This window comes from Aeromonas popoffii, from assembly GCF_037818705.1.
GTDB lineage: Bacteria > Pseudomonadota > Gammaproteobacteria > Enterobacterales > Aeromonadaceae > Aeromonas > Aeromonas popoffii.
The window spans coordinates 886540-905500 of record NZ_CP149129.1 but is presented as its reverse complement, the minus strand read 5'-3'; the positions used below and the strand labels follow the sequence as shown (position 1 = coordinate 905500).

Sequence of the window (18961 nt, the reverse complement as noted above, 5' to 3'; positions counted from 1 at the left end):
TCCTTATCCTGCTTGCCCGCTGCCCGAACCAATTACCACACCACCACAATCCACCGCTGTGCCGGTGATAGCGATGGGCTTGCCGTTCACCAACACAGACCCCACACCACCGGCAATGCTGCGCGGGTGGGGCGGGTTATTCGACTTGTCGTGCGGCGCCAGCGGGTCACCTTGACGGGCCACCGGCTTGCCATCGAGAAAAACATCAGGGCTGGCGGCTATCACCGGGGTCGGTGGAAAGCCATCGTGGTCGGTGCCAAGGTCACCAAGCAGTGCAATGGAGGGACACATAATTCAAACCTCTTGTGTGCTTTGCCATCACTCCGCTCTCGCTACCACGACATCAATCTCTGGGCAGGGGGATGGCAAAACATAAAAGGCTCCGGCAGCCAAAGACTGACCGGAGAAACACGGGATAAAGGCCGGTGCACACCGGCCACAAGATACGAAACCTAATACAGGAAATAACGAAATCAGAACGTCAGGCTTATGCCTCGACAGGAGCGCGCCAGTCGTCAGCACCAGAGGTACCGGCAACGGTGTGCTCCCAGTCAATCTTGCGGTAAGCAAGAGAGACCTGGATAAGCTGGGTGAAGTCGGATTTCGCCGGGTCTTGGCAGTGCGGCATCTGGCAGTCGATGTCAACGATGGTGGCATCGGTCAGCACGGTAGAGAAGAAGTGCTCCTGCTTGCCCTCAACAGAGGTGCGGTACCACTTCAGGGTCACTTTCGGCAGCATCTCGCCAGAGGCAAGGGAGTTGTACATCAGCGGCACGGCTTTGTTCAGCGCAACGGTGAACTTGAACGGCTTGTGGACACGCTGACCAGCAGGCTGACCGGATTGCGGGTCAGTCGGCACGGTGACAACGTGTTGGAACTCTTGTACCAGCATCTCATCTTCGTGACCTTGTACGAAGATGTTACCGACGGAGTCGGAGGTGAAGGCACCGGCAGTGATGTTGCCCTGGGTTTTACCTTCAATGCTGATATAACATGGAGTTGGCATGGGTATGCTCCTAAATAGGTGGGTTAAATGAGCTAGCACTCGACCAAAGCCTTAGCAGCGACCGTGCCAATTTATTTATCCGTTAATTATCAATACTTTAATAAAAAACACCACGACACAGCCCCAGCCAACAGCAAGATGTTGCGCCAGATAGTCCATCAAGCCTGCAAAAGTTACACTCATAGCATTAGATTCCATATACTGCGCAACTTGTTGCACAAGACAGAATTATTGACCACCTTCATCCACATTCCCCACTAACGCAGCATCGATATTGAGCCGCACCAGCCCCTGCTTGAGCGCCCAGGATATCGCCTGGCTTTTATTGCTGGCTCCCAGCTTCTCGGCAATACGCTCCAGGTGAAAGGTCACCGTTCTAGGGGTAATGCCCAATATCTGGGCAATATCGCTCACCTGCTTCCCCTCTGCCGCCCACTGACAGACCTCCAGCTCCCGCAAGCTTAAAGGGTCACGCGGTGGCATTGCTGACGAACACACTCGTGCGACGGCTTCGAAGACATGGCTTGATAGCCAGCTAAGAAAAGGAACCGCGCCAAGCCATTGATGTTCAGTGCGTGGTGTCCGCGTGATAAGAGAGAGCAGCCCTACATGACCGTTAGGCCCATGCCAGGGGATCGTGATGCCATCACGCAGACCAGCATCATGTGCCTGCAGCATCACCTCAAGCCCATCGATATCTTGTTGGTCGCAACACTCGGTGATGAGATTAGCCCACAGGATCGGCGTGCTCTGCGTCATCCCCTTGCGCACCACAGGGTCTACAGCAAAGAAGTTCTGCGCATCATAGATCTGCACCCACTGGGCAGGACAGCCATTGAAAATGCGCACCTCGGGACGCTGGATAGAGCTTGGCGAGATGAACCCCAGCCGAAAGTGGTCAAAGCCCATCTGCAGGCTGAGGGCGCGCAACAGCGCGACTATGGTGTGCTCGTCAGTGGCCGTGTCGAACTGGGTGATGAGCGTCAGTGCGTCGGCAGTATTGAGAAAATGAAACGGGGTAGTGGTCAAGCATTCAGCTTACATGCGATGAAACGTACTAAATAGTACCAATAATCAATCAGATAGCACACGCCCTCACCAGGAAACAAGAAAATGGCTACGTAATCAATCGGTATGAGCCCACAAACCTAGATTAGGAACTCGTCAATCTGACGGTCTTGCTGACTGGTTCAGGTGCGCGCTTGCCCATTCTCGACATAACGGTACATCGTGCAGATGCCCGTTGCGCTTCGGGGCTGGTAACGGCGGCAGGAGCACTGCCAACCGGCATTGTTGCCCAAATCGATGCGGTTGGAATGGCGTTAACTGAGAAGGCGGTGATCTGATCACCACCATTCCTTTCAAGTCTGCATCCATGGGCAAGGCGCTTCACCCCATCACCCACAGGTCTTAATACAACAAGTCTCTGATTAACCGTGGCGCTCTCACCTTCCGGGTTGATGCCGACGCCATGAACAACGGGTTCCATCACGGGCGGTGGGCCGAAGTCAGGTCCTCACTGGCTATCTGATAGAACCGCTTTATAATCGGCCCGCATCACCCTTAGCCGGATCACATCATGTCTACCATCAACACGCTGACCGAGTTTCTGACCCAGGCCGATACCCAGTTTCAACTGTTCGACATGGGTCGCCAGGTGAGACCGCTACCGAGCGATACCTTCGTGCGCATCGAACAGCAGCAGGAACCCTATCCCTGGCCCCTGCAACAGCACGCCTGGCTCGGCGTCCACTTCTTCCAGGCAGCGGAGTCCAGACACTACCTCTGGTTCCTCAAGTTTGCGCTCGATGAGCGCGGCCTGCTCATCGGCAGCGGCCCCAAACTCTTCATGGATCAGGTGGTCGAGACCCTGGGCTACAAGCTGACCGGTGATCTGGATGAAGAGAAGGCCCAGCGACTGGCCGACAACCCCTACACCTTCCGCCCGGCCGAGGCCAAGATGGCCAGCCTGCATGCCAAGCTGGCCCGCCAGCTGGAACAGGCCCCTTCCGCCTACTACGACGCCCTGTGTCACTATCTGGCAGCCCCCGGTGACGAAGGCTGGCAGGCGCTGGGCCTGCAAGGCTTCGCCGACATGGCCGAGCGGCTGCAGGACGAGCGCAATCTGGCACTGGTGTGCAAGGCGCTGCCAAAGCTGCCCCAGGCGCCGCTCTACGCCCTGTGTCAGAGCCTGGAAAATGTCCCGCTGCCACCGGCCGTGCAGGGTGCCCTGTTCGAGCGCATCGGCAAGGAGCAGGAGGGCGCCGAGCCCGACCCCGAAACACTGGCCTACCTGTGCCGGGCGCTAGCCTCGTGCAACGGCAATACCATGCGTACCAACAAGCTGCTGACCCTGCTACAAACCCAGCCGAGCCCGGCCCTGCTGCTCGCCATCGCCGGTCGCCTCTGGCCCGACCTGAAGGTGCCGAACCTGCTCGGTCTGTTTCTGGAGCAGTTGGCGCTGCAACCGACCCAGTTCTTCAATCAGGTGTTTGCCGAGCTGGTGACCCTGCCAGCCCTGCGCGATGATATGCTGGCCAGATTGCGGGATCCGGCGCGAAGCGATGCGCTCGGTCAGGCCATAGGTCGCCTGTTTGCCGCAGCGTAACGGTCGATGGAATAGCGGCCGGGTGGCTAGCCCCCCGATCCACACAAGGCCACATCACACAGAAGGAGCCCTCGATGGGTGAAATGCTCGGTATCTTGCTGCTTATCCTCATCGGCGCTGCCTTCTGGCATCAGCGCCGCCAGGCCGAACTCGCCTGGCAATACATGCGCCGCTACTGCCAGCATCACGATCTGCAACTGCTGTCGCTGGCACGCAGCCACCGTGCGCTGGCGCACCAACCGCTTCGGCTCTTGACCTACTACGAGTTTGAATTTTCCAGCGATGGTGAGAGCAACTATCAGGGACAATTGCGCATGCAGGGACTGCACATCGTCGGCGTCGACCTGCCCCCCCATCGCATGCCATCCCAGTAAGCCAGCCAGTGCGGCTCTCGCTGGCCAGAGACCAAGTCGGGCCAGCCACTTTGCCTCTAACGTATGCCATCGCAATAGCAAGCCGGCACGGATCCGGACCTATAATTTTCAGGAATGCCCCTCGGGAGAGATGAGATGGAATTCCTGACCCACGACCTGTCCGCCCTGTTTGCCCAGCTGGGCCTGGCCAACGACGAGTTGAGCCAACACAGCTTCATCCACGAACACAGGCTGGACAATCAGACCCTGCTGCCCGAGGCCGCTTTCTGGACCCAATCCCAGGCCAACTTCCTGCGCGATGCGCTCTGGGATGATGCGGACTGGTCGGAAGCCATCGATCAGCTGGATGTGCGGCTGCGCCAGAGCGATTGAGCCTCCTACTCTCGCCAGCCCACTTTCCAGACGAAGGCGGTTTGGTTAAGCTCTGTGCCCCGTCCAGCCCGTATTACCGCCATCCTGCGCAGGAGCCCCCATGTCCGCCCAAGAGATCATCCGCATTGCCACCGAACTGGCCGCGAAGGGGATCACCCCCTCCACCGCCATGGTCAAGGCTCGCCTCAGCCAGCCCGTGCCCATGGCCGAGCTGCTCAAGGTACTGAGCCAGTGGAAACAGCAACCCCAGCCCACCGAGCCATCCGCCGCCACCACGCCTGCGGTTGCCAAGCCCGAGATGGCGGCCGATGCCGTCAACCTGCAGCAGCTGAGCGATCAGCTCAACCGGCTCGAGCAGAAGGTCGATCGCCTGACCACCCTGCTGCTTCAACGCCAGCCGGACTGAGCGCCCATGTACATTCTCGAACTCAGCTTTGAATGCTATCGCGATACCTCCCTCGGTGAGGCCGAACGGGCCATCGTCAACTACCTGGACATGCTGCGCTATCAGGGCCAGATCCTTGGCCGGGAGTTTCCCACCAGCATGCAGCAGGGTCAGTTCATCAGCCGGGTAGTCTGCCCCGAGCAGGACAGCCTGCACCCGGACAACCAGAGCGAGCAGGTCAAACTGGCCGAACAGCAGCTCAATCAGGCGGGACTGCTCGCGCCAAAACTCCAGCTGCAAGGCGTGGATCTGCTCTCCGATAGCACGGATCCTTGCGGCCACACCGACGAGCGGCCGAGCTGGATGCTGCTCTACACCAGCTTCCTGCACACCTGCTCGCCACTGCGTTGCGGCGACCACTTCGCCCCCATACCGCTCTATCGGCTGCCCGCCATCGCCAACGGTGACCACAAGCAGATCATCTGCAGGAGGATTGGGAGGCGTGTGATCAGCTGCAGATGAACGGCTCCATCGCCGAACACGCGGCATTGCACGAAATCGGCGAGGTAGGCAGCCGGCTGCAACGCCGTGGCAGCGATCTCGGCAAGCGGCTGGAGGCCCTGAGCGGCATTCCTACCTATTACTATCTCTACCGGGTCGGCGGGCTGAGCGCCGCCGAAGAGAAGGCCCGCCCCTGCCCTGGCTGCGGTGGCGAATGGGCGCTAGCCGAACCCCTGCACGAGATCTTCGACTTCAAGTGCGATCCCTGCCGGCTGATCTCCAACCTCTCCTGGGACTTCAAGGATTAGGCGCCACGCCAACCTGTGATAACGGGACAATGAAAAAGAGCCTTGCCAAGCGGCAAGGCTCTTTTCGTTCGAACTGGTGCAAGGCTCCTTATTGCGGCAAGGTCTCCAGCCGCGCGAGAAAAGCGGACAAGGAGGGCGCCAGCACCAGACGACGACCGGAGTCGAGCCACTCCAGCCACACCTGACCACTCTCGTTATCAAGGGAAATAAGCGTCATCTCGTGGCGGGTGGTGGCGATGAAGATCGATGGCACACGCTTCAACTTGCGCAGCATCAGCAGGTGGCCAATGAGGTTTTCCCTGAGCAGGTCCAGATCCGCCTCGTTCCACGGCAGGATCAACTCAAGGCGCAACCCCTTGTAGGAACAGGGAATGGGGCGGCTGAACCAGTGGCCAAACAGGGCAAGGGCAGCGGGATGCAGCACCAGCTCCAGCGCATCGGCCATGGCCGTGAAATCCGCGGGTTCGCTGCGCTGATACGGACGCCAGGCGACCCGCCCTTCTCTGGGCTCATCCAGCTCGCAAGGGGAGCGCCAGTCTGCCTCCCATTCACACAGGGACAGTCCCCGCCTTGCCTCGCCATCACGCTGCCAGCGTAAAAAAAAGTGTTCCAGGGCAGACAAGACTTGATCCGACATCGAAATTCCCCACAATTGCTGCCAAAGTCCGCTATTGCACCATCAAAGCCGTGAGCAAACAAGGTGAAGTGCGAGACGCCGCCACTTAGGTGGCGATCCTCCCGCGGCACCGACCTGGGGCCAGGCTGCCAGTGCAATGGCTCATTCAACGTCCGGATCATCAAACACATGAGCAAACAAGAGAGATACGCAGGTGCCCACGCCTTGCAGGGGCTGAGCCTGGGTCAGCAGTCTGCCTACATCAGCCAGTACTGCCCGGCCCTGCTGCAACCGGTACCGCGCAGCCTGAACCGCGACGACCTCGGCCTGACCGGCACACTGCCGTTCCAGGGTTGTGACGTCTGGACCCTGTACGAGCTCTCCTGGCTCAATGCCAAAGGCAAGCCCATGGTCGCCGTCGGCGAGATCTCAGTCCCGGCCACCAGCGTCAACCTCATCGAATCCAAGTCGTTCAAGCTCTACCTCAACTCCTTCAACCAGACCCGGTGCGACTCGCTGGAAGCGGTACAGGCGCTGCTGGTCCAGGATCTCAGTGCCTGCGCCGGCAGCGATGTGAGTGTCACCCTGTTCCCGCTGACTCAGGCGCCTCATCACATTGCGACCCTGCCGGGGGAGTGCATCGATGAGCAAGACATAGAGGTGGACTGCTACGAGTTCGATGCCGAGCTGCTGCAAGGGGCGGCAAGCAATGAGGAGGTGGAAGAGACACTGCACAGCCACCTGCTCAAGTCCAACTGCCTGGTGACCAGCCAGCCGGACTGGGGATCCGTGGTGATCCACTATCGTGGCCCGCGGCTGGATCGGGAAAAACTGTTGCGCTACCTCATCTCGTTTCGTCAGCACAACGAGTTCCACGAGCAGTGCATCGAGCGGATCTTCACCGATCTCAAGCACCAATGTCGCCCTAGCCAGCTGACTGTCTATGCCCGCTATACCCGCCGTGGTGGACTGGACATCAACCCGTTTCGCAGCGATTGGGAAGCTCCCCCCGCCAACCTGCGCCTTATCCGCCAGTAAACGCCGGTCGCAGTTGACAAAGAGGGGCCTGGATCCCAGGCCCCTTCCTTCCCCCGCCAGTAAACGCTGGACGTGCAGGGGGGGGCTTGGATAACATGCCCACACCCCTGTGCTGTCCTTAATCCAATGAATCAACTGTTTTTTCTGGCAATGATGATGTCCTCCCTGTCGGCTCCTAATCTGGATCTGGCCAAGGAGCAGTTGTCTATCGATCTGCAGCAGGCCCAGACCCTGGTGCTCACCGATCCTGCCAGATGCGTCCAGATCACCTCGGCCTTCCTGACGCGCACAGCCAATAACCCCAAGCAAATCATCAGCAATCGCCAGGAGTACGGCTATCGCGAGCCATTGCTGAGCTATGGCACGGCCGCCCAGGCCACCAGCGCCCACCTGCTCAAGGGGGAGTGTCTGCTGCAACTGGGGCAGTTCCAGGCAGCCCAGAAGTCGCTCGATCAGGGCATCGCCATGGCTGCCAAAGAGCAGCAACTGGAGTTGCAGGCCCACGGCCTCTACCTCAAGGTCCGCAGCCAGAATCTGCAGGATCACTCCCATGGTGCCAGCGCAAGCCTGCTCGGCCAGCTGGAGACCCTGCTCAGCAACCCCAGCCTCAAAGAGAGCCAGCTGCAGGTCTACAGCCGCTTGCTGCGCACCAACGCCAGCATAGAGGCACACCAGTTCGACGAGGCTAAACGCCAGCTGGCCGAGGCACGGCGCTGGGCAAACAAGACCAGGGAGCCGCTGGCCAGTGCCTGGGTCAGCGCGGTGAGCGGCGATCTCTACCATGCCCTCAGGCAGCCCCAGCTCTCCCTCGGTGACTACATTGACGCCCAGCAACAGGCCAGGGGGCTGCAGGATCCCCTCTTCCTCGGGCTGCTGTCGAACCAGATAGTGAACCTCTATCAGGCGGAGCATGAACCGCAGAAGGCGCTGCAGTATGCCAATGAGGCCGCCAACTACTTTCATGCCCTCGGCAACCCCTCCCTGCTCAGCGATTCGCTGATCGTGCTCGCCCGCCTCAACCGGGAGCAGGGCGAAATGAACATGGCGCTGGTCTACTTCTTCAATGCGCTGGATCTGCTGGACGAAGGCAACAATCGCACCCGTATCGCCCATCTCAAGTACGAGATAGGCAAGACCTATCTGCAAACCGGCAACCTGACTCTGGCCCGCAACTACCTCACTGCGGCACGCCAGTCCCACGAGCTGGGCGACGACAAGGAACCGCTCATCGACACCCTGCTGCTGCTGGGTGAGCTGCACCTCAAGCAGAAGGAGGACGGCATCGCCATCCTGCAACTGGAAAACGCGCTGGCGCTGGCCAACCAGATCGGTGATGCCCAGCGCCAGTTCGAGATCTTCCGCCTGCTCTCGGTGGCCTACGAGCAGAAGGGCCACCTCCAGCAGGCGCTGGACAGCTACAAGCATTTCCACCAGCGCAGCGAGCAGGTACGCCAGCAGCAGGTCGATCTGGAGCAGGAGGCGATCCGCGACAACTATGTCCAGGTGGAGCGGGAGCAGCAGATCAAGGAGCTGGAACAGCAGCTCAAAACCAGCCGGCATCAGCAGGATCGCTACCTCTGGTCGAGCGTCATCACAGGCCTGCTGCTGACCCTGTTCATCTATTTGTTCTTCACCCTCTGGCTCAAGCTCCGCGTCGCCCGCCTGCAAGGCAAGCAGCGGGGTGAGGCCATCTTGATCGAGCCGCGCACCGGCTTGGCCAACTGGCAGCGGCTGATGAACCGTTGGCCACGCGAGATGGCCAGACGCCAGCAAACATCAGAACGCTGGTATCTGAGCGATCTGCCCACCAGCGAATTTGACGACAAGCTGCACTATCTGTTGTTTAGAGTGCCCTTCCTGGTCAACAGCATGGAACATCACGGCTATCAGGTGAGCCGCGAGATAGAGCAGGCCTTCGGCAGCTATGTCAACGGGCTGACACCGCAGGATGGGCGCATCTATGACCTGCGTGAAGGTCATCTGCTCTACGTGGTGCCCCAGCGCCATGTGGAAGATCTGCACCGGCTGGCCCAGGATCTGCTCGCAACCTTTGCCGCCTTCCCCTGCCAGCACCCGCTGGAACGCCACATCAGCCTCGGCATCGTCAGCCACCCCTTCCTGCCCAAGGCGGCGACCGCCCTCGATCACCACGGCCTGTTCGACCTCTGTTATCTGGCACTGGCAGGAGCGATTCAGCTCAGTGAAAAACATCAGCAAAGTGTCTGGCTGGAGCTGGCCGCCATCGATTGCCAACAGGCCGCTTTTTTTAATGGGGATGTGTGGCAATGCTGCTTGATGGCAATTGACAAGGGACTGGTAAAAGTAAATTCTTCTCATGAAAAGCAATGGGTTAATTGGCTTCGACTTTCACGGACGAAAGCGCCGGATGACCAATGACAATATAGATAATCAACTGGATCTGAAACCGGGTTCGACCGCCGTTGCTATCCAACACAAAAACGATAATGACAACAGGGCGACCTGAATAATGAATGATATCGCTGCCGTAGCAGGACAATTGGCCAGACTCAGGGAATCCCTTCAGCAAAAGCAGCTGGAGCTCGACGGCGTGCTCTCGTTTTCCGATGCGGAGCGTGCTCGCGGCATCGAGTTTATCAACAAGTTGATGCTCTCCTGTCGTGGCTTCGACCGTGAGCTGGATAATCGCTTCGCCAAGCTCAAGCAGAAACTGGATAACAATCCCGCATTCACCTCGCTGGACGCCGATCTCCTGGCCATTGAAAAACTGCTGCAGCAACACAGCAATGCGCTGGAAGAGTCCATTACCCTGACCAAGTCCGCCATCGACCTTGGCTCCAAGCAGCTCAAGTCCATCAAGGGCTTCCCGGAGGATACCCGCAAGTCCCTCAAGGCGTTTCTGGCAAGTCCGGATGGCTATGGCATTGGCGATCATCAGAAGAAGGTGATCCGGCTGCTGGAGTTCTACCAGCAGGCCATCAAAATCCAGCTGCTACCGACCCAGCCCCTGCAGGATCCGGCTCCCGTCGCCAGCACGCCTGTCATCGCTATAGCCGAACTCTCTTGCCCCGAGCCAACCATCCCGTTTGATGCCAAGGCCCACGCCCACATAGCCGACGAGTTGCAGCGGCTCATCACAGAGCTCGACTTTGCCGGTGCCATCGGCGAGAGGCTGGCGGATATCCGTCGCCAGCTGCTCCATGGCATCACGCCGCCGCAGCTGGCCGAGATCTGCCTGCAGGTGATCGAGCTCATCATAGAGGGCACCCGCGAGGAGCGAAAATCCTCCCAGGCCTTCCTGAGCACCCTCAACGAAAGCCTCTCGGCGGTGCATTTCAGCTTTACCGAATCTCTTGACGAAGGGCGCGCCCTGCAAAGCGCCACCCAGGATACCCGTCAGGCCATCGACAAGGAGCTGCGCGCCATCGACCATACCCTGGCCAGCAACGACTCATTCGATGAGCTCAAAGGCGCTATCTCGGGCCACATGGGTGCCATCAATCTGCTGTTACAGGACAGGGAAGCCATGGCCGCCCGCGAGCGTCACCTGCTCACCCGCCTCTCCAACATGGAGGCCAAGCTGCGACTGATGAAGGAGGAGACCGCCGAGTACAAGAAGCGGCTCACCATCCAGAAACACAAGCTGTTCCTCGACAGCCTGACCCAGGTGCATAACCGGGCGGCGCTGGACGAGCGGCTCGAACTCGAATACAAGCGCTGGCTGCGCTACGGCACACCACTCTGTCTGGCCATCATCGACATAGATCACTTCAAGAACATCAACGACAACTACGGCCACATGGCCGGTGACAAGGCGTTGAAGGTGGTTGCCAAGGCGCTGCTGAGTGCCCTGCGTGACACCGACTTCATCGCCCGCTTCGGCGGCGAGGAGTTTGTAGTGCTGCTGCCTAACATCAACCCCGACAAGTACCAGAAACCGCTGGAGACCCTGCGCCAGACCATCAAGAGCATTCCGTTCCGCTTTCGCGATGCCAGGGTCGAGATCACTATCTCCATCGGTGCCACCCTGTTCCGGGAAGGGGATAACACCTCGGATGCGTTCGAACGGGCCGACAAGGCGCTCTACAGCTCCAAGCACTCGGGCCGGGATCAGGTCAACCTGGGCTAATGGCAGTCTAAAAAAGCAGCAAACGCACTTCTCCCCTATTCCCCTGCCCCACCGCTTACCTCTACTATCAAATTCAAGGGATTCCACATGGCATCCCGTTTTCTCCCCAGGGAAAAGCACAACGATAACAAGCGAGTGAAAGGGGAATCTATGATTACGCACATCAATCCTGTCGGCAGCATGGACTTGCTGTCACAACTCGAGGTCGATCGCCTCAAACAAACAGCCTCCAGCGATATCTATCAACTGTTTCGCAACTGCTCGCTGGCAGTGCTCAACTCAGGTAGCCATACCGACAGCTCCAAAGAGATACTGGAGCGTTTCAAATCCTTTGATATACATGTGATCCGGCGCGAGCGTGGGGTCAAACTCGAACTGTTCAATGCCCCCGAACACGCCTTTGTGGATGGCGAAATCATTCGTGGCATTCAGGAGCACCTCTTCTCCGTGCTGCGCGACATCCTCTATGTCTCGACCCAGCTGGAGTCGAACCGGCTGGTCAACCTGACCAGCTCCACCCACATCTCCAACGTGGTGTTCGCCATACTGCGCAACGCCAAGGCTATTCTGCCGGGTGCGGATCCCAATCTGGTGGTCTGCTGGGGCGGCCACTCCATCAACGAAATCGAGTACCAGTACACCCGCGCGGTGGGCAACGAACTGGGGCTGCGCGAGCTCAATATCTGTACCGGCTGCGGCCCGGGGGCCATGGAAGGGCCCATGAAGGGCGCCGCCGTTGGCCACGCCAAACAGCGAGTGCGCAATGGCCGTTACATAGGGCTGACCGAGCCGTCCATCATAGCCGCCGAGCCGCCCAACCCCATCGTCAACGAGCTGGTGATACTGCCGGATATAGAGAAACGACTGGAGGCCTTTGTGCGTCTGGGCCACGGCATCATCATCTTCCCGGGCGGTGTCGGCACAGCCGAAGAGCTGCTCTACCTGCTCGGCATCATGATGCACCCCGCCAACGAGCGGCAGCCCATACCGATTATCTTGACCGGTCCCAAGGAGAGCGCCGATTACTTCCGCGCCATTGATGACTTCGTCAAGGCGACCCTGGGTGAACCCGCCACCAGCCTCTACCGCATCATCGTCGGCGATGCGCCGGAAGTAGCCCGGGTGATGAAGGAGGCAATGCCGAAAATTCGCGAATATCGCAAATCAGTCGGCGACGCTTACTCCTTCAACTGGTCCCTCAAGATAGAGCCCGAATTCCAGCTGCCATTCGAGCCGGATCACGCCAACATGGCCGGTCTGGATCTGCATCGCAATCAGCCGCCCCAGCTGCTGGCGGCGAACCTGCGCCGTGCCTTCTCCGGTATCGTCGCTGGCAACGTCAAGGAAGGGGGCATTCGCGCCATCGAGAAGAAGGGCCCCTTCAAGCTGCACGGCGACAAGGAGCTGATGCACCTGATGGACAAGCTGCTGGAGAGCTTCGTCAAGCAGCAACGGATGAAGCTGCCGGGCAGCCAGTATGTGCCCTGCTACGAGATAGTGCGCTAAGGCAGGCACCAATACGAAGAGAGGGGCGCATTGGCGCCCCTCTTTACTGACAGGCCTCTGGCACACGGATGCCATCAATCCCCCATCAGGGCGGACTGTTTGTTACAATGGCGCGTCTCGACCGCCAAGAGTGTCCCATGTCAACTATCAGGCCACAACTGCTCATCATTGATGCCCTCAACCTCATCCGTCGTCTGCATGCGGTGCAAGTCCAGCAGGCGCTGACCCCGGCCCAGGCGCTGATCGCCACCCGCGCCAACCTCATCAACACCTGCCGCAAGCTGCTGGCGGGCAGCGAGCCAACCCACGCCATCGCCGTATTTGACGGCGAGGTGCACAGCTGGCGCAAAGAGGTCTATCCGGCCTACAAGGAGGGGCGAACCCCCATGCCAGTCGAGCTGCGCGAAGGCTTGAACACCTTGCAGGATGCGTTCTGGGAGTGCGGCGTGGATGCCCTGCTCTCCCAGACCGACGAGGCAGACGATCTCATCGCCACCCTGTCCAGCGGCATGGCACTGCACGGGGCCAGGGCCACCATCATCTCCACCGACAAAGGGTTTTGTCAGCTCATCTGTCCGCAGATCCAGATCCGTGACTACTTCAACAAGCGCTGGCTGGATGCCGCCTTCGTCGAGCAACAATATGGGGTGGCGCCGGTGCAACTGGTGGATTTCTGGGCCCTGACCGGCATCGGTGGCTCCAACATCAAGGGGGTGCCCGGCATTGGCCCCAAGACCGCGACCCAGCTGCTGCAACAACATGGCGATCTCCCGGCGCTGCTCGCAGCCTGTCAGCAGGAGGGCGCCAGCAAGCCCTTGCTCAAGCTGCGCCAGCACCAGGATGAAGCCCTGCTGGCCCAGCGGCTGGTGCAGCTGCAGCGGGACATTCCGCTGGGGTTCAACCTGCGGGAGATACGTTATCCGCCCGTGCCCGACAGCGGGGCCTGACAGGCTTCCCGCCATGCTCCCGCTATCCTGCCAATCATGACGGGACTCACCTTTGCTGTTGACAAAAGCAGATAGAATGTAAAGAAACATGGAGGGTTAGGTGTAGAAATGGTATAAAACGGCCGAATCCTCCCCCTCTGTTCCCTAGAAGTGGATACGTCTCATGTCAAAAAGAAAAATTACCGTGATCCCCGGCGACGGCATCGGCCCCAGCATCATTGAATCTGCCATCCAGATCCTGACCCACGCCGGTTGCGACTTCGAATATGAATATGCTGACGCCGGGCTGGTTGCCCTCGAGAAGCACGGCGAGCTGCTACCCCAAGCCACCTTGGATCTGATCGAGAAGAACAAGGTCAGCCTGAAAGGTCCGCTCACCACCCCGGTCGGCGGCGGCTTCACCTCCATCAACGTCTCCCTGCGCAAGAAATTCAACCTCTACGCCAACGTCCGCCCCGTTATCTCCTTCAAGGGCACACGAAGCCGTTACGACAACATCGACATCATCACGGTTCGTGAGAACACCGAAGGTATGTACTCGGGCGCCGGCCAGAAGCGCAGCGATGACAACAAGAGCGCCGAGGCGATGAGCATCATCACCCGCGACGGGGCTGAGCGCATCGTCAAGTTCGCCTTCGAGCTGGCCCGTCAGGAAGGGCGCAAGAAGGTCACCATCATCCACAAGGCCAACATCCTCAAGTCCACCTCGGGCCTGTTCCTGGAAGTGGCACGTGAAGTGGCGGCTCACTATCCGGATATCCAGAGCGAGGAGATGATCGTCGATGCCGCCTGCATGAACCTGGTGATGTACCCGGAGCGATTCGATGTCATGGTTACCACCAACCTGTTCGGCGACATCCTTTCGGATCTGTGCGCGGGTCTGGTGGGTGGCCTTGGCATGGCGCCGGGCGCCAACATAGGTGATGGTGCCGCCATCTTCGAAGCCGTGCACGGTTCGGCACCGGATATCGCGGGCAAGAACATCGCCAACCCGACCTCGGTGATCCTCGCCTCCATCCAGATGCTGGAATATCTGGGCATGCAGGACAAGGCTGAACGCATCCGGGAAGCAGTGCGCGCCACCATAGAATCTGGCGATCGGGTAACCCGGGATCTGGGGGGCACAGCCTCCACCAGCGAGTTCACCCAGTCCATCATAGATCGGCTGTGAACTAGCCTAATAGACTGATTTTAAAAGGGAGCCTCGGCTCCCTTTGTTTTATCTCGCGGCGCGCTCTCCCCCTCATCAATTGGCTACTATGTTCAATAGATAAGGGATTAGGAGATCCATTATGCGCGCTATTTTCAGCCTGCTGCTCATCAACAGCAGCGTCATGGCAGTAGATAGGCCGGTCGACAATGCCTGGAGAGAGCCACCGGCTGCCGCCACCCAGCAAGCCAGCCAGGTCTGGCGCTCCACCCTGGATACCAACGAGCTGCTCAAGGCCCCCAAACCGCTCTCCTTCGGGGTAGAAATCATGACGGACAGCGATGGCAACAAGCAGGTTACCGCCTATCCGACCCTGAATCTGACGGCAGAAAAAAGCGTAAGCCTCTCCTTTGAACAGCACAAACCCAGGATCAAATTCAAGGCAGCGGGCATGGACACCGCCATCAAACTCAGAGGGGATGGGGTAAAACTGCAGTTCAACCCGGTCGACAAGAGTATCCCCTTGCAGATTGAGCTCAAAGTCACGGATGACGAGTCATCACTGCGTCTCGATTACCGCTTCTGACATTGGCTGCATGGCGCAGATAGCAAAAGACCGACGGCATCACTGCCGTCGGTCTTTTTTCTGCTCACGGCAAGGGGCCGGATATCACTCCTTGGCTTCCAGCTTGGAAACCCAGTACTTGTTGTAGACGTGCACTGTGATCTCTTCGCGATCGTGATAGAGCTGCTTGGCCTGAATGACGAAGGCGTTGTCTATCTCCTTGAGCAGGCCGCGCAACACCTCTATGTTGTGCACCGCTTCGGCGTAACGCTTCTTCATCGGCAGCTTGAGGTTGAACATGGCCTCCTGGCAGTCGTTCTCGCGGAACCAGTCGGCGATCATGTGGGTCACCCGTGCTGGCTTCTCGACCATGTCGCACACCAGCCAGTAGATGTTCTTCTTGCTGGGCCGCCAGACGAAACCGTCATCACGCAGGTGCTTGACCTGACCAGTGTCCATCAGGGACTGTGCCATGGTGCCATTATCCACTGCGGTCACCATCATGCCGCGACGCACAAGCTGATGCGTCCAGCCACCCGGGCAGGCGCCCAGATCCACCGCCTTCATGCCGGAGGTGAGACGCAGGTCCCACTCTTCCCGTGGCACGAACACATAGAAGGCCTCTTCCAGCTTGAGGCTGGAGCGGCTCGGTGCATCTGGCGAACAACGCAGGCGAGGAATGCCCATGTGGAATTCAGAGTTGTTGAACGAATAGGAGTAGCCCAACAACAGGTGATCATTGGCCATGAAGAAAGCATGGAACACCGGGCGGTGCGGCGTCTCTTTCTTGGTCAGGATCTCGTTGCTGCGCAGCGCCTGACGAAGCGGCACGGTGAACTTGCGGCAAAAAGCTGACAGCTCTTTTGCTTCGTTGGTATCAGCGGTTTCAACCCGCAGATCGCCGCAGATAGTGTATTCGCGGGTCGCTTCTATGATGGGCGAGATCCGGTCTGCAACATCCAGATCCTTCAGCTCGTGGGTCACCACCAGCATCTGACGGATAAAGATAAGCTCCCTGAATGGCAGCTTGCGCGCCAGCAGATCGGCCTGCTCCTCGTCATACAACTCGAATATCACATAACCGCTGTCGTCCTTGACCCGGGCGAAACCGTAGCACTGCATGTTACTGGCACGCTCGGTGATCTCTGCCGCCGCCTCTTTCTCAAAACCGGGGCGGCAATAAAGCAGCAGATTATTCATTCTTTCCTCCAAGACGACAGCCAGCCCATATCAGAGCCGCCCATCCCAACATAAAACAGAGGCCACCGGCCGGGGTAATGAGCCCCAGCCCCTTGCTGCCGAGCAGCACCATGGCGTAAATACTGCCGGAAAATCCGAGGATCCCCAGCACAAATGCGAAGCCAGCAAAGGTGATCACCTTGCTGCGCACACCGCACCAACCCAGCACCAGCAGGGCCAATGCGTGAAAAAACTGATACTGCACGGCGGTGTTGAACGCCGCCAGCTGCGAAGGCGTGACGCCGCTCGCCGCCAGACCGTGGGCGCCATAAGCCCCCAGCAGGGTCGCCGTCAGGCCAAAAAAACCCGCCAGCACCAGCCAATGTCGATGGATCTGCATCCTTAGCTCCCTCGTTGTCTCGTTCACCACCGTCAGGCCTCAACCCGGGTGGCGGCGATAAAGCCCTTTATCCGATCGGCCGCCTGTTGCAGGTTTTCCTGCTCGCTCACACCACTGGCTTTTCGCGGTTTGAAGCCATGGTCACCATCGGTCAGCCAGTGGACCGATACGTGGGGTGAGAAAGGAAAATCTGCCAGTTCGGCGCGCGTGCCGAAGGTATCGCGCTCCCCTTGCAACAGCAGGGTCGACGTCTTGATTTGCTTGAGCACCTCGCCCCGCCAACTGTCGGGCTTGGCCGGGGGGTGGAAAGGATACCCGAGAATGAGCAATCCTGCAGCATTCATCTCGCCCCCTCCTTCGCGATACAGCTCTGCCGCCATGCGTCCCCCCATGGACTTGCCCGCCAGAAACAGCCGGGGATGGGCGAATTGCCGCGCCATGGTCAAGCAACACCGGCTGCCTGTCCGGCGGCCTGCGCTTGCCATCCAGGGCCCGCTTGGTCATGTAGGGGAAGTTGAAACGCACCACCTCGATATCAGGCCCCGCCAACAGGCGTGACAACTCGGAAAGAAAAGCGTGTTCCATGCCGGCACCGGCACCATGGGCCAGTAAAATACGAACGGGGGCATCACTTGCCCCCTCCCTCATCACGTCACTCATCACGCCACCTGGCAGGTCTCGCTCGACAACATGCACCCGTCTGTGGTGACCTAGGCATCGGCTGCATCGGCAAGCCGTGCCCGGCGACGGGCCTCCTCCTGCTCCACCAACTCCAGCATCCAGTCGCGAAAGGCCACTATCTTGCCCTGATCGGACTGCTGCTCCTGGCACACCAGGTAGAAGGCGTTCTTGCTCACCAGCACCTGCTCGAACGGGCAGATGAGTCGGCCCGCTTCGATCTCTGGCTGGGCCAGCACGCTGTGGCCAAGCGCCACACCCTGACCGTGGATCGCCGCCTGGATCACCATGGTCGAGTGGCTGAAGATGGGCCCCTGATTGACATTGGGGGCATCTATGTCGAGCTGGCGAAACCAGGCCTTCCAGTCACGGCGAGAGGTATCGTGCAGCAGGGTATGACGGGTCAGATCATCCGGGGTGCGCAGCGGTTTGGGGCCGGTCAGCAGCAGCGGCGAACAGACGGGGATCAGGTATTCGGTGTGCAGCTTGTCGGATCTCAGCCCTGGCCAGTTGCCACGGCCGTAGTAGATAGCCACGTCCACATCGTCGGTCAGCGACCCCTCGTCCATATCCACCGCCTTGATCCGCACGTCTATGTCCGGATGGCGTTCGCTGAACTTCACCAGCCTGGGCACCAGCCACTGGATGGCAAAACTCGGCTGCAAGCTGACGGTGAGCGCCCCCTTGGCACTGCGGGCCAGTAGCTTGTCGGTCGCCTCCGAGATGGAGGTGAAGATGTCCTTGATGTCGAGGAAGTAGCCCTGCCCCTCCTCGGTCAGCAGCAGGGAGCGGTTCTTGCGACGAAACAGCTTGATGCCGAGATACTCCTCCAGCGCCTTGATCTGGTGACTGATAGCAGCCTGGGTCACGAACAGTTCTTCCGCAGCCCGGGTGAAGCTTAAGTGACGAGCCGCAGCTTCGAATGCTTTCAGTGCATTGAGCGGGGGTAAACGACGAGACATGAGACCAGCCGATGATGAGTTTTTCTAATGGGCGGCATTATAATTTGTCGGTTGCGGGCCGACCAGTGAATAAACATAATTCGCTTCGCAATTCGTTGTCATATGGCTCACTTTTTCTCTTCCATGTTGGTTTACATGTGATTTTTGTGAGTCAGTGGTTTGCGATTGTGGTGTTGTGTTTCTTCCTCTGCGGGAAGAGGGGCTTAAATCGGACCGATTTAACCCAGTCTGTCATCTGAATGTGTTTGGCGCCTCCGG

Annotated in this window: 18 protein-coding genes and 3 pseudogenes; 13 read left to right on the top strand and 8 right to left on the bottom strand. The window is 59.1% G+C overall.

The annotated features are described in order from the left end of the window. Positions 1-3: 3 nt before the first annotated feature. From WJM78_RS04405 to WJM78_RS04395, 3 genes are all read right to left on the bottom strand, one after another. Positions 4-291 (bottom strand): type VI secretion system PAAR protein, encoded by a 288-nt coding sequence (locus tag WJM78_RS04405; RefSeq protein ID WP_339013997.1) that lies wholly within the window; start codon positions 289-291, stop codon positions 4-6. Between the two features lie 196 nt (positions 292-487). Next, positions 488-1006, bottom strand: coding sequence for a type VI secretion system effector Hcp1 (hcp1, locus tag WJM78_RS04400; protein ID WP_339010171.1), 519 nt, complete (start codon positions 1004-1006; stop codon positions 488-490). A 228-nt stretch (positions 1007-1234) separates the two neighbouring features. Beyond that, positions 1235-2035, bottom strand: a complete 801-nt coding sequence (locus WJM78_RS04395) for a LuxR family transcriptional regulator (protein ID WP_339013994.1) — start codon at positions 2033-2035, stop codon at positions 1235-1237. A 346-nt stretch (positions 2036-2381) separates the two neighbouring features. Here WJM78_RS04395 and WJM78_RS04390 point away from each other — a divergent pair. The 6 genes and pseudogenes from WJM78_RS04390 to WJM78_RS04365 all read left to right on the top strand — a co-directional run. Beyond that, positions 2382-2501, top strand: a pseudogene (locus tag WJM78_RS04390) (IS5/IS1182 family transposase); the annotation flags it as partial. Positions 2502-2585: 84 nt separating this feature from the next. Then, a complete protein-coding gene (locus WJM78_RS04385; protein ID WP_339013991.1) occupies positions 2586-3614 on the top strand; it encodes a DUF3549 family protein in 1029 nt (342 codons plus the stop codon). A 74-nt stretch (positions 3615-3688) separates the two neighbouring features. After that, complete coding sequence (locus tag WJM78_RS04380; RefSeq protein WP_339013988.1) at positions 3689-3988, top strand: DUF3301 domain-containing protein; 300 nt, start codon at positions 3689-3691, stop codon at positions 3986-3988. Between the two features lie 135 nt (positions 3989-4123). Further along, positions 4124-4360 (top strand): DUF2789 domain-containing protein, encoded by a 237-nt coding sequence (locus tag WJM78_RS04375; protein ID WP_339013985.1) that lies wholly within the window; start codon positions 4124-4126, stop codon positions 4358-4360. A gap of 100 nt (positions 4361-4460) precedes the next feature. Further along, positions 4461-4766 (top strand): hypothetical protein, encoded by a 306-nt coding sequence (locus tag WJM78_RS04370; RefSeq protein ID WP_339013982.1) that lies wholly within the window; start codon positions 4461-4463, stop codon positions 4764-4766. Positions 4767-4772: 6 nt separating this feature from the next. Next, positions 4773-5554: pseudogene (locus tag WJM78_RS04365) on the top strand (Zn-ribbon-containing protein). 88 nt (positions 5555-5642) lie between these two features. On the opposite strand, the gene syd reads toward WJM78_RS04365, so the two are convergent. Continuing rightward, on the bottom strand, positions 5643-6191 hold the full coding sequence (gene syd, locus WJM78_RS04360) for a SecY-interacting protein (RefSeq protein ID WP_339013979.1): 549 nt from the start codon (positions 6189-6191) through the stop codon (positions 5643-5645). Positions 6192-6359: 168 nt separating this feature from the next. Between syd and queF the strand changes: the two genes are divergently transcribed. The 7 genes from queF (at position 6360) to WJM78_RS04325 (ending at position 15505) form a co-directional block, all read left to right on the top strand. Then, entirely contained in the window at positions 6360-7208 is an 849-nt protein-coding gene (queF, locus tag WJM78_RS04355; RefSeq protein ID WP_339013976.1) for an NADPH-dependent 7-cyano-7-deazaguanine reductase QueF, read from the top strand. 126 nt (positions 7209-7334) lie between these two features. Next, the gene (locus WJM78_RS04350; protein WP_339013973.1) at positions 7335-9605 is read left to right on the top strand and encodes a hypothetical protein; all 2271 of its coding nucleotides are present in this window, start codon (positions 7335-7337) and stop codon (positions 9603-9605) included. A 91-nt stretch (positions 9606-9696) separates the two neighbouring features. Further along, positions 9697-11316, top strand: coding sequence for a GGDEF domain-containing protein (locus WJM78_RS04345; RefSeq protein ID WP_339013970.1), 1620 nt, complete (start codon positions 9697-9699; stop codon positions 11314-11316). Between the two features lie 150 nt (positions 11317-11466). After that, positions 11467-12822 carry a nucleotide 5'-monophosphate nucleosidase PpnN gene (gene ppnN, locus WJM78_RS04340; RefSeq protein WP_339013967.1) on the top strand — a complete coding sequence of 452 codons (1356 nt, stop codon included), beginning with the start codon at positions 11467-11469 and terminating at the stop codon, positions 12820-12822. Between the two features lie 137 nt (positions 12823-12959). Then, a complete protein-coding gene (xni, locus tag WJM78_RS04335) occupies positions 12960-13769 on the top strand; it encodes a flap endonuclease Xni (protein ID WP_339013964.1) in 810 nt (269 codons plus the stop codon). 163 nt (positions 13770-13932) lie between these two features. Beyond that, complete coding sequence (locus tag WJM78_RS04330; protein ID WP_275930472.1) at positions 13933-14940, top strand: isocitrate dehydrogenase; 1008 nt, start codon at positions 13933-13935, stop codon at positions 14938-14940. A 121-nt stretch (positions 14941-15061) separates the two neighbouring features. Then, positions 15062-15505 (top strand): hypothetical protein, encoded by a 444-nt coding sequence (locus tag WJM78_RS04325; protein ID WP_108535348.1) that lies wholly within the window; start codon positions 15062-15064, stop codon positions 15503-15505. A gap of 84 nt (positions 15506-15589) precedes the next feature. Here the strand turns inward: WJM78_RS04325 and rlmM are convergent, their stop codons facing one another. The 4 genes and pseudogenes from rlmM to WJM78_RS04305 all read right to left on the bottom strand — a co-directional run bounded on the left by rlmM (position 15590) and on the right by WJM78_RS04305 (position 18703). Next, complete coding sequence (rlmM, locus tag WJM78_RS04320) at positions 15590-16684, bottom strand: 23S rRNA (cytidine(2498)-2'-O)-methyltransferase RlmM (RefSeq protein WP_042038100.1); 1095 nt, start codon at positions 16682-16684, stop codon at positions 15590-15592. Next, positions 16677-17063: a DUF423 domain-containing protein gene (locus WJM78_RS04315; protein ID WP_042038099.1), complete on the bottom strand. Its 387-nt coding sequence runs from the start codon at positions 17061-17063 to the stop codon at positions 16677-16679. The genes rlmM and WJM78_RS04315 overlap by 8 nt, the downstream gene beginning before the upstream one ends. A gap of 32 nt (positions 17064-17095) precedes the next feature. Further along, positions 17096-17723: pseudogene (locus WJM78_RS04310) on the bottom strand (alpha/beta family hydrolase). Positions 17724-17773: 50 nt separating this feature from the next. After that, complete coding sequence (locus tag WJM78_RS04305; protein WP_042038096.1) at positions 17774-18703, bottom strand: transcriptional regulator GcvA; 930 nt, start codon at positions 18701-18703, stop codon at positions 17774-17776. Positions 18704-18961: the final 258 nt, after the last annotated feature.

What these genes read in the sequence shown, in the direction of transcription:
- ppnN (WP_339013967.1), top strand. Translation starts at nt 11,467, where the DNA reads ATGATTACGCACATCAATCCTGTCGGCAGCATGGACTTGCTGTCACAA.
- rlmM (WP_042038100.1), bottom strand. Translation starts at nt 16,684, where the DNA reads ATGAATAATCTGCTGCTTTATTGCCGCCCCGGTTTTGAGAAAGAGGCG.
- WJM78_RS04380 (WP_339013988.1), top strand. Translation starts at nt 3,689, where the DNA reads ATGGGTGAAATGCTCGGTATCTTGCTGCTTATCCTCATCGGCGCTGCC.
- WJM78_RS04330 (WP_275930472.1), top strand. Translation starts at nt 13,933, where the DNA reads ATGTCAAAAAGAAAAATTACCGTGATCCCCGGCGACGGCATCGGCCCC.
- queF (WP_339013976.1), top strand. Translation starts at nt 6,360, where the DNA reads ATGAGCAAACAAGAGAGATACGCAGGTGCCCACGCCTTGCAGGGGCTG.
- WJM78_RS04350 (WP_339013973.1), top strand. Translation starts at nt 7,335, where the DNA reads ATGAATCAACTGTTTTTTCTGGCAATGATGATGTCCTCCCTGTCGGCT.
- WJM78_RS04385 (WP_339013991.1), top strand. Translation starts at nt 2,586, where the DNA reads ATGTCTACCATCAACACGCTGACCGAGTTTCTGACCCAGGCCGATACC.
- WJM78_RS04375 (WP_339013985.1), top strand. Translation starts at nt 4,124, where the DNA reads ATGGAATTCCTGACCCACGACCTGTCCGCCCTGTTTGCCCAGCTGGGC.
- WJM78_RS04345 (WP_339013970.1), top strand. Translation starts at nt 9,697, where the DNA reads ATGAATGATATCGCTGCCGTAGCAGGACAATTGGCCAGACTCAGGGAA.
- WJM78_RS04325 (WP_108535348.1), top strand. Translation starts at nt 15,062, where the DNA reads ATGCGCGCTATTTTCAGCCTGCTGCTCATCAACAGCAGCGTCATGGCA.
- xni (WP_339013964.1), top strand. Translation starts at nt 12,960, where the DNA reads ATGTCAACTATCAGGCCACAACTGCTCATCATTGATGCCCTCAACCTC.
- hcp1 (WP_339010171.1), bottom strand. Translation starts at nt 1,006, where the DNA reads ATGCCAACTCCATGTTATATCAGCATTGAAGGTAAAACCCAGGGCAAC.
- WJM78_RS04370 (WP_339013982.1), top strand. Translation starts at nt 4,461, where the DNA reads ATGTCCGCCCAAGAGATCATCCGCATTGCCACCGAACTGGCCGCGAAG.
- WJM78_RS04405 (WP_339013997.1), bottom strand. Translation starts at nt 291, where the DNA reads ATGTGTCCCTCCATTGCACTGCTTGGTGACCTTGGCACCGACCACGAT.
- WJM78_RS04315 (WP_042038099.1), bottom strand. Translation starts at nt 17,063, where the DNA reads ATGCAGATCCATCGACATTGGCTGGTGCTGGCGGGTTTTTTTGGCCTG.
- syd (WP_339013979.1), bottom strand. Translation starts at nt 6,191, where the DNA reads ATGTCGGATCAAGTCTTGTCTGCCCTGGAACACTTTTTTTTACGCTGG.
- WJM78_RS04305 (WP_042038096.1), bottom strand. Translation starts at nt 18,703, where the DNA reads ATGTCTCGTCGTTTACCCCCGCTCAATGCACTGAAAGCATTCGAAGCT.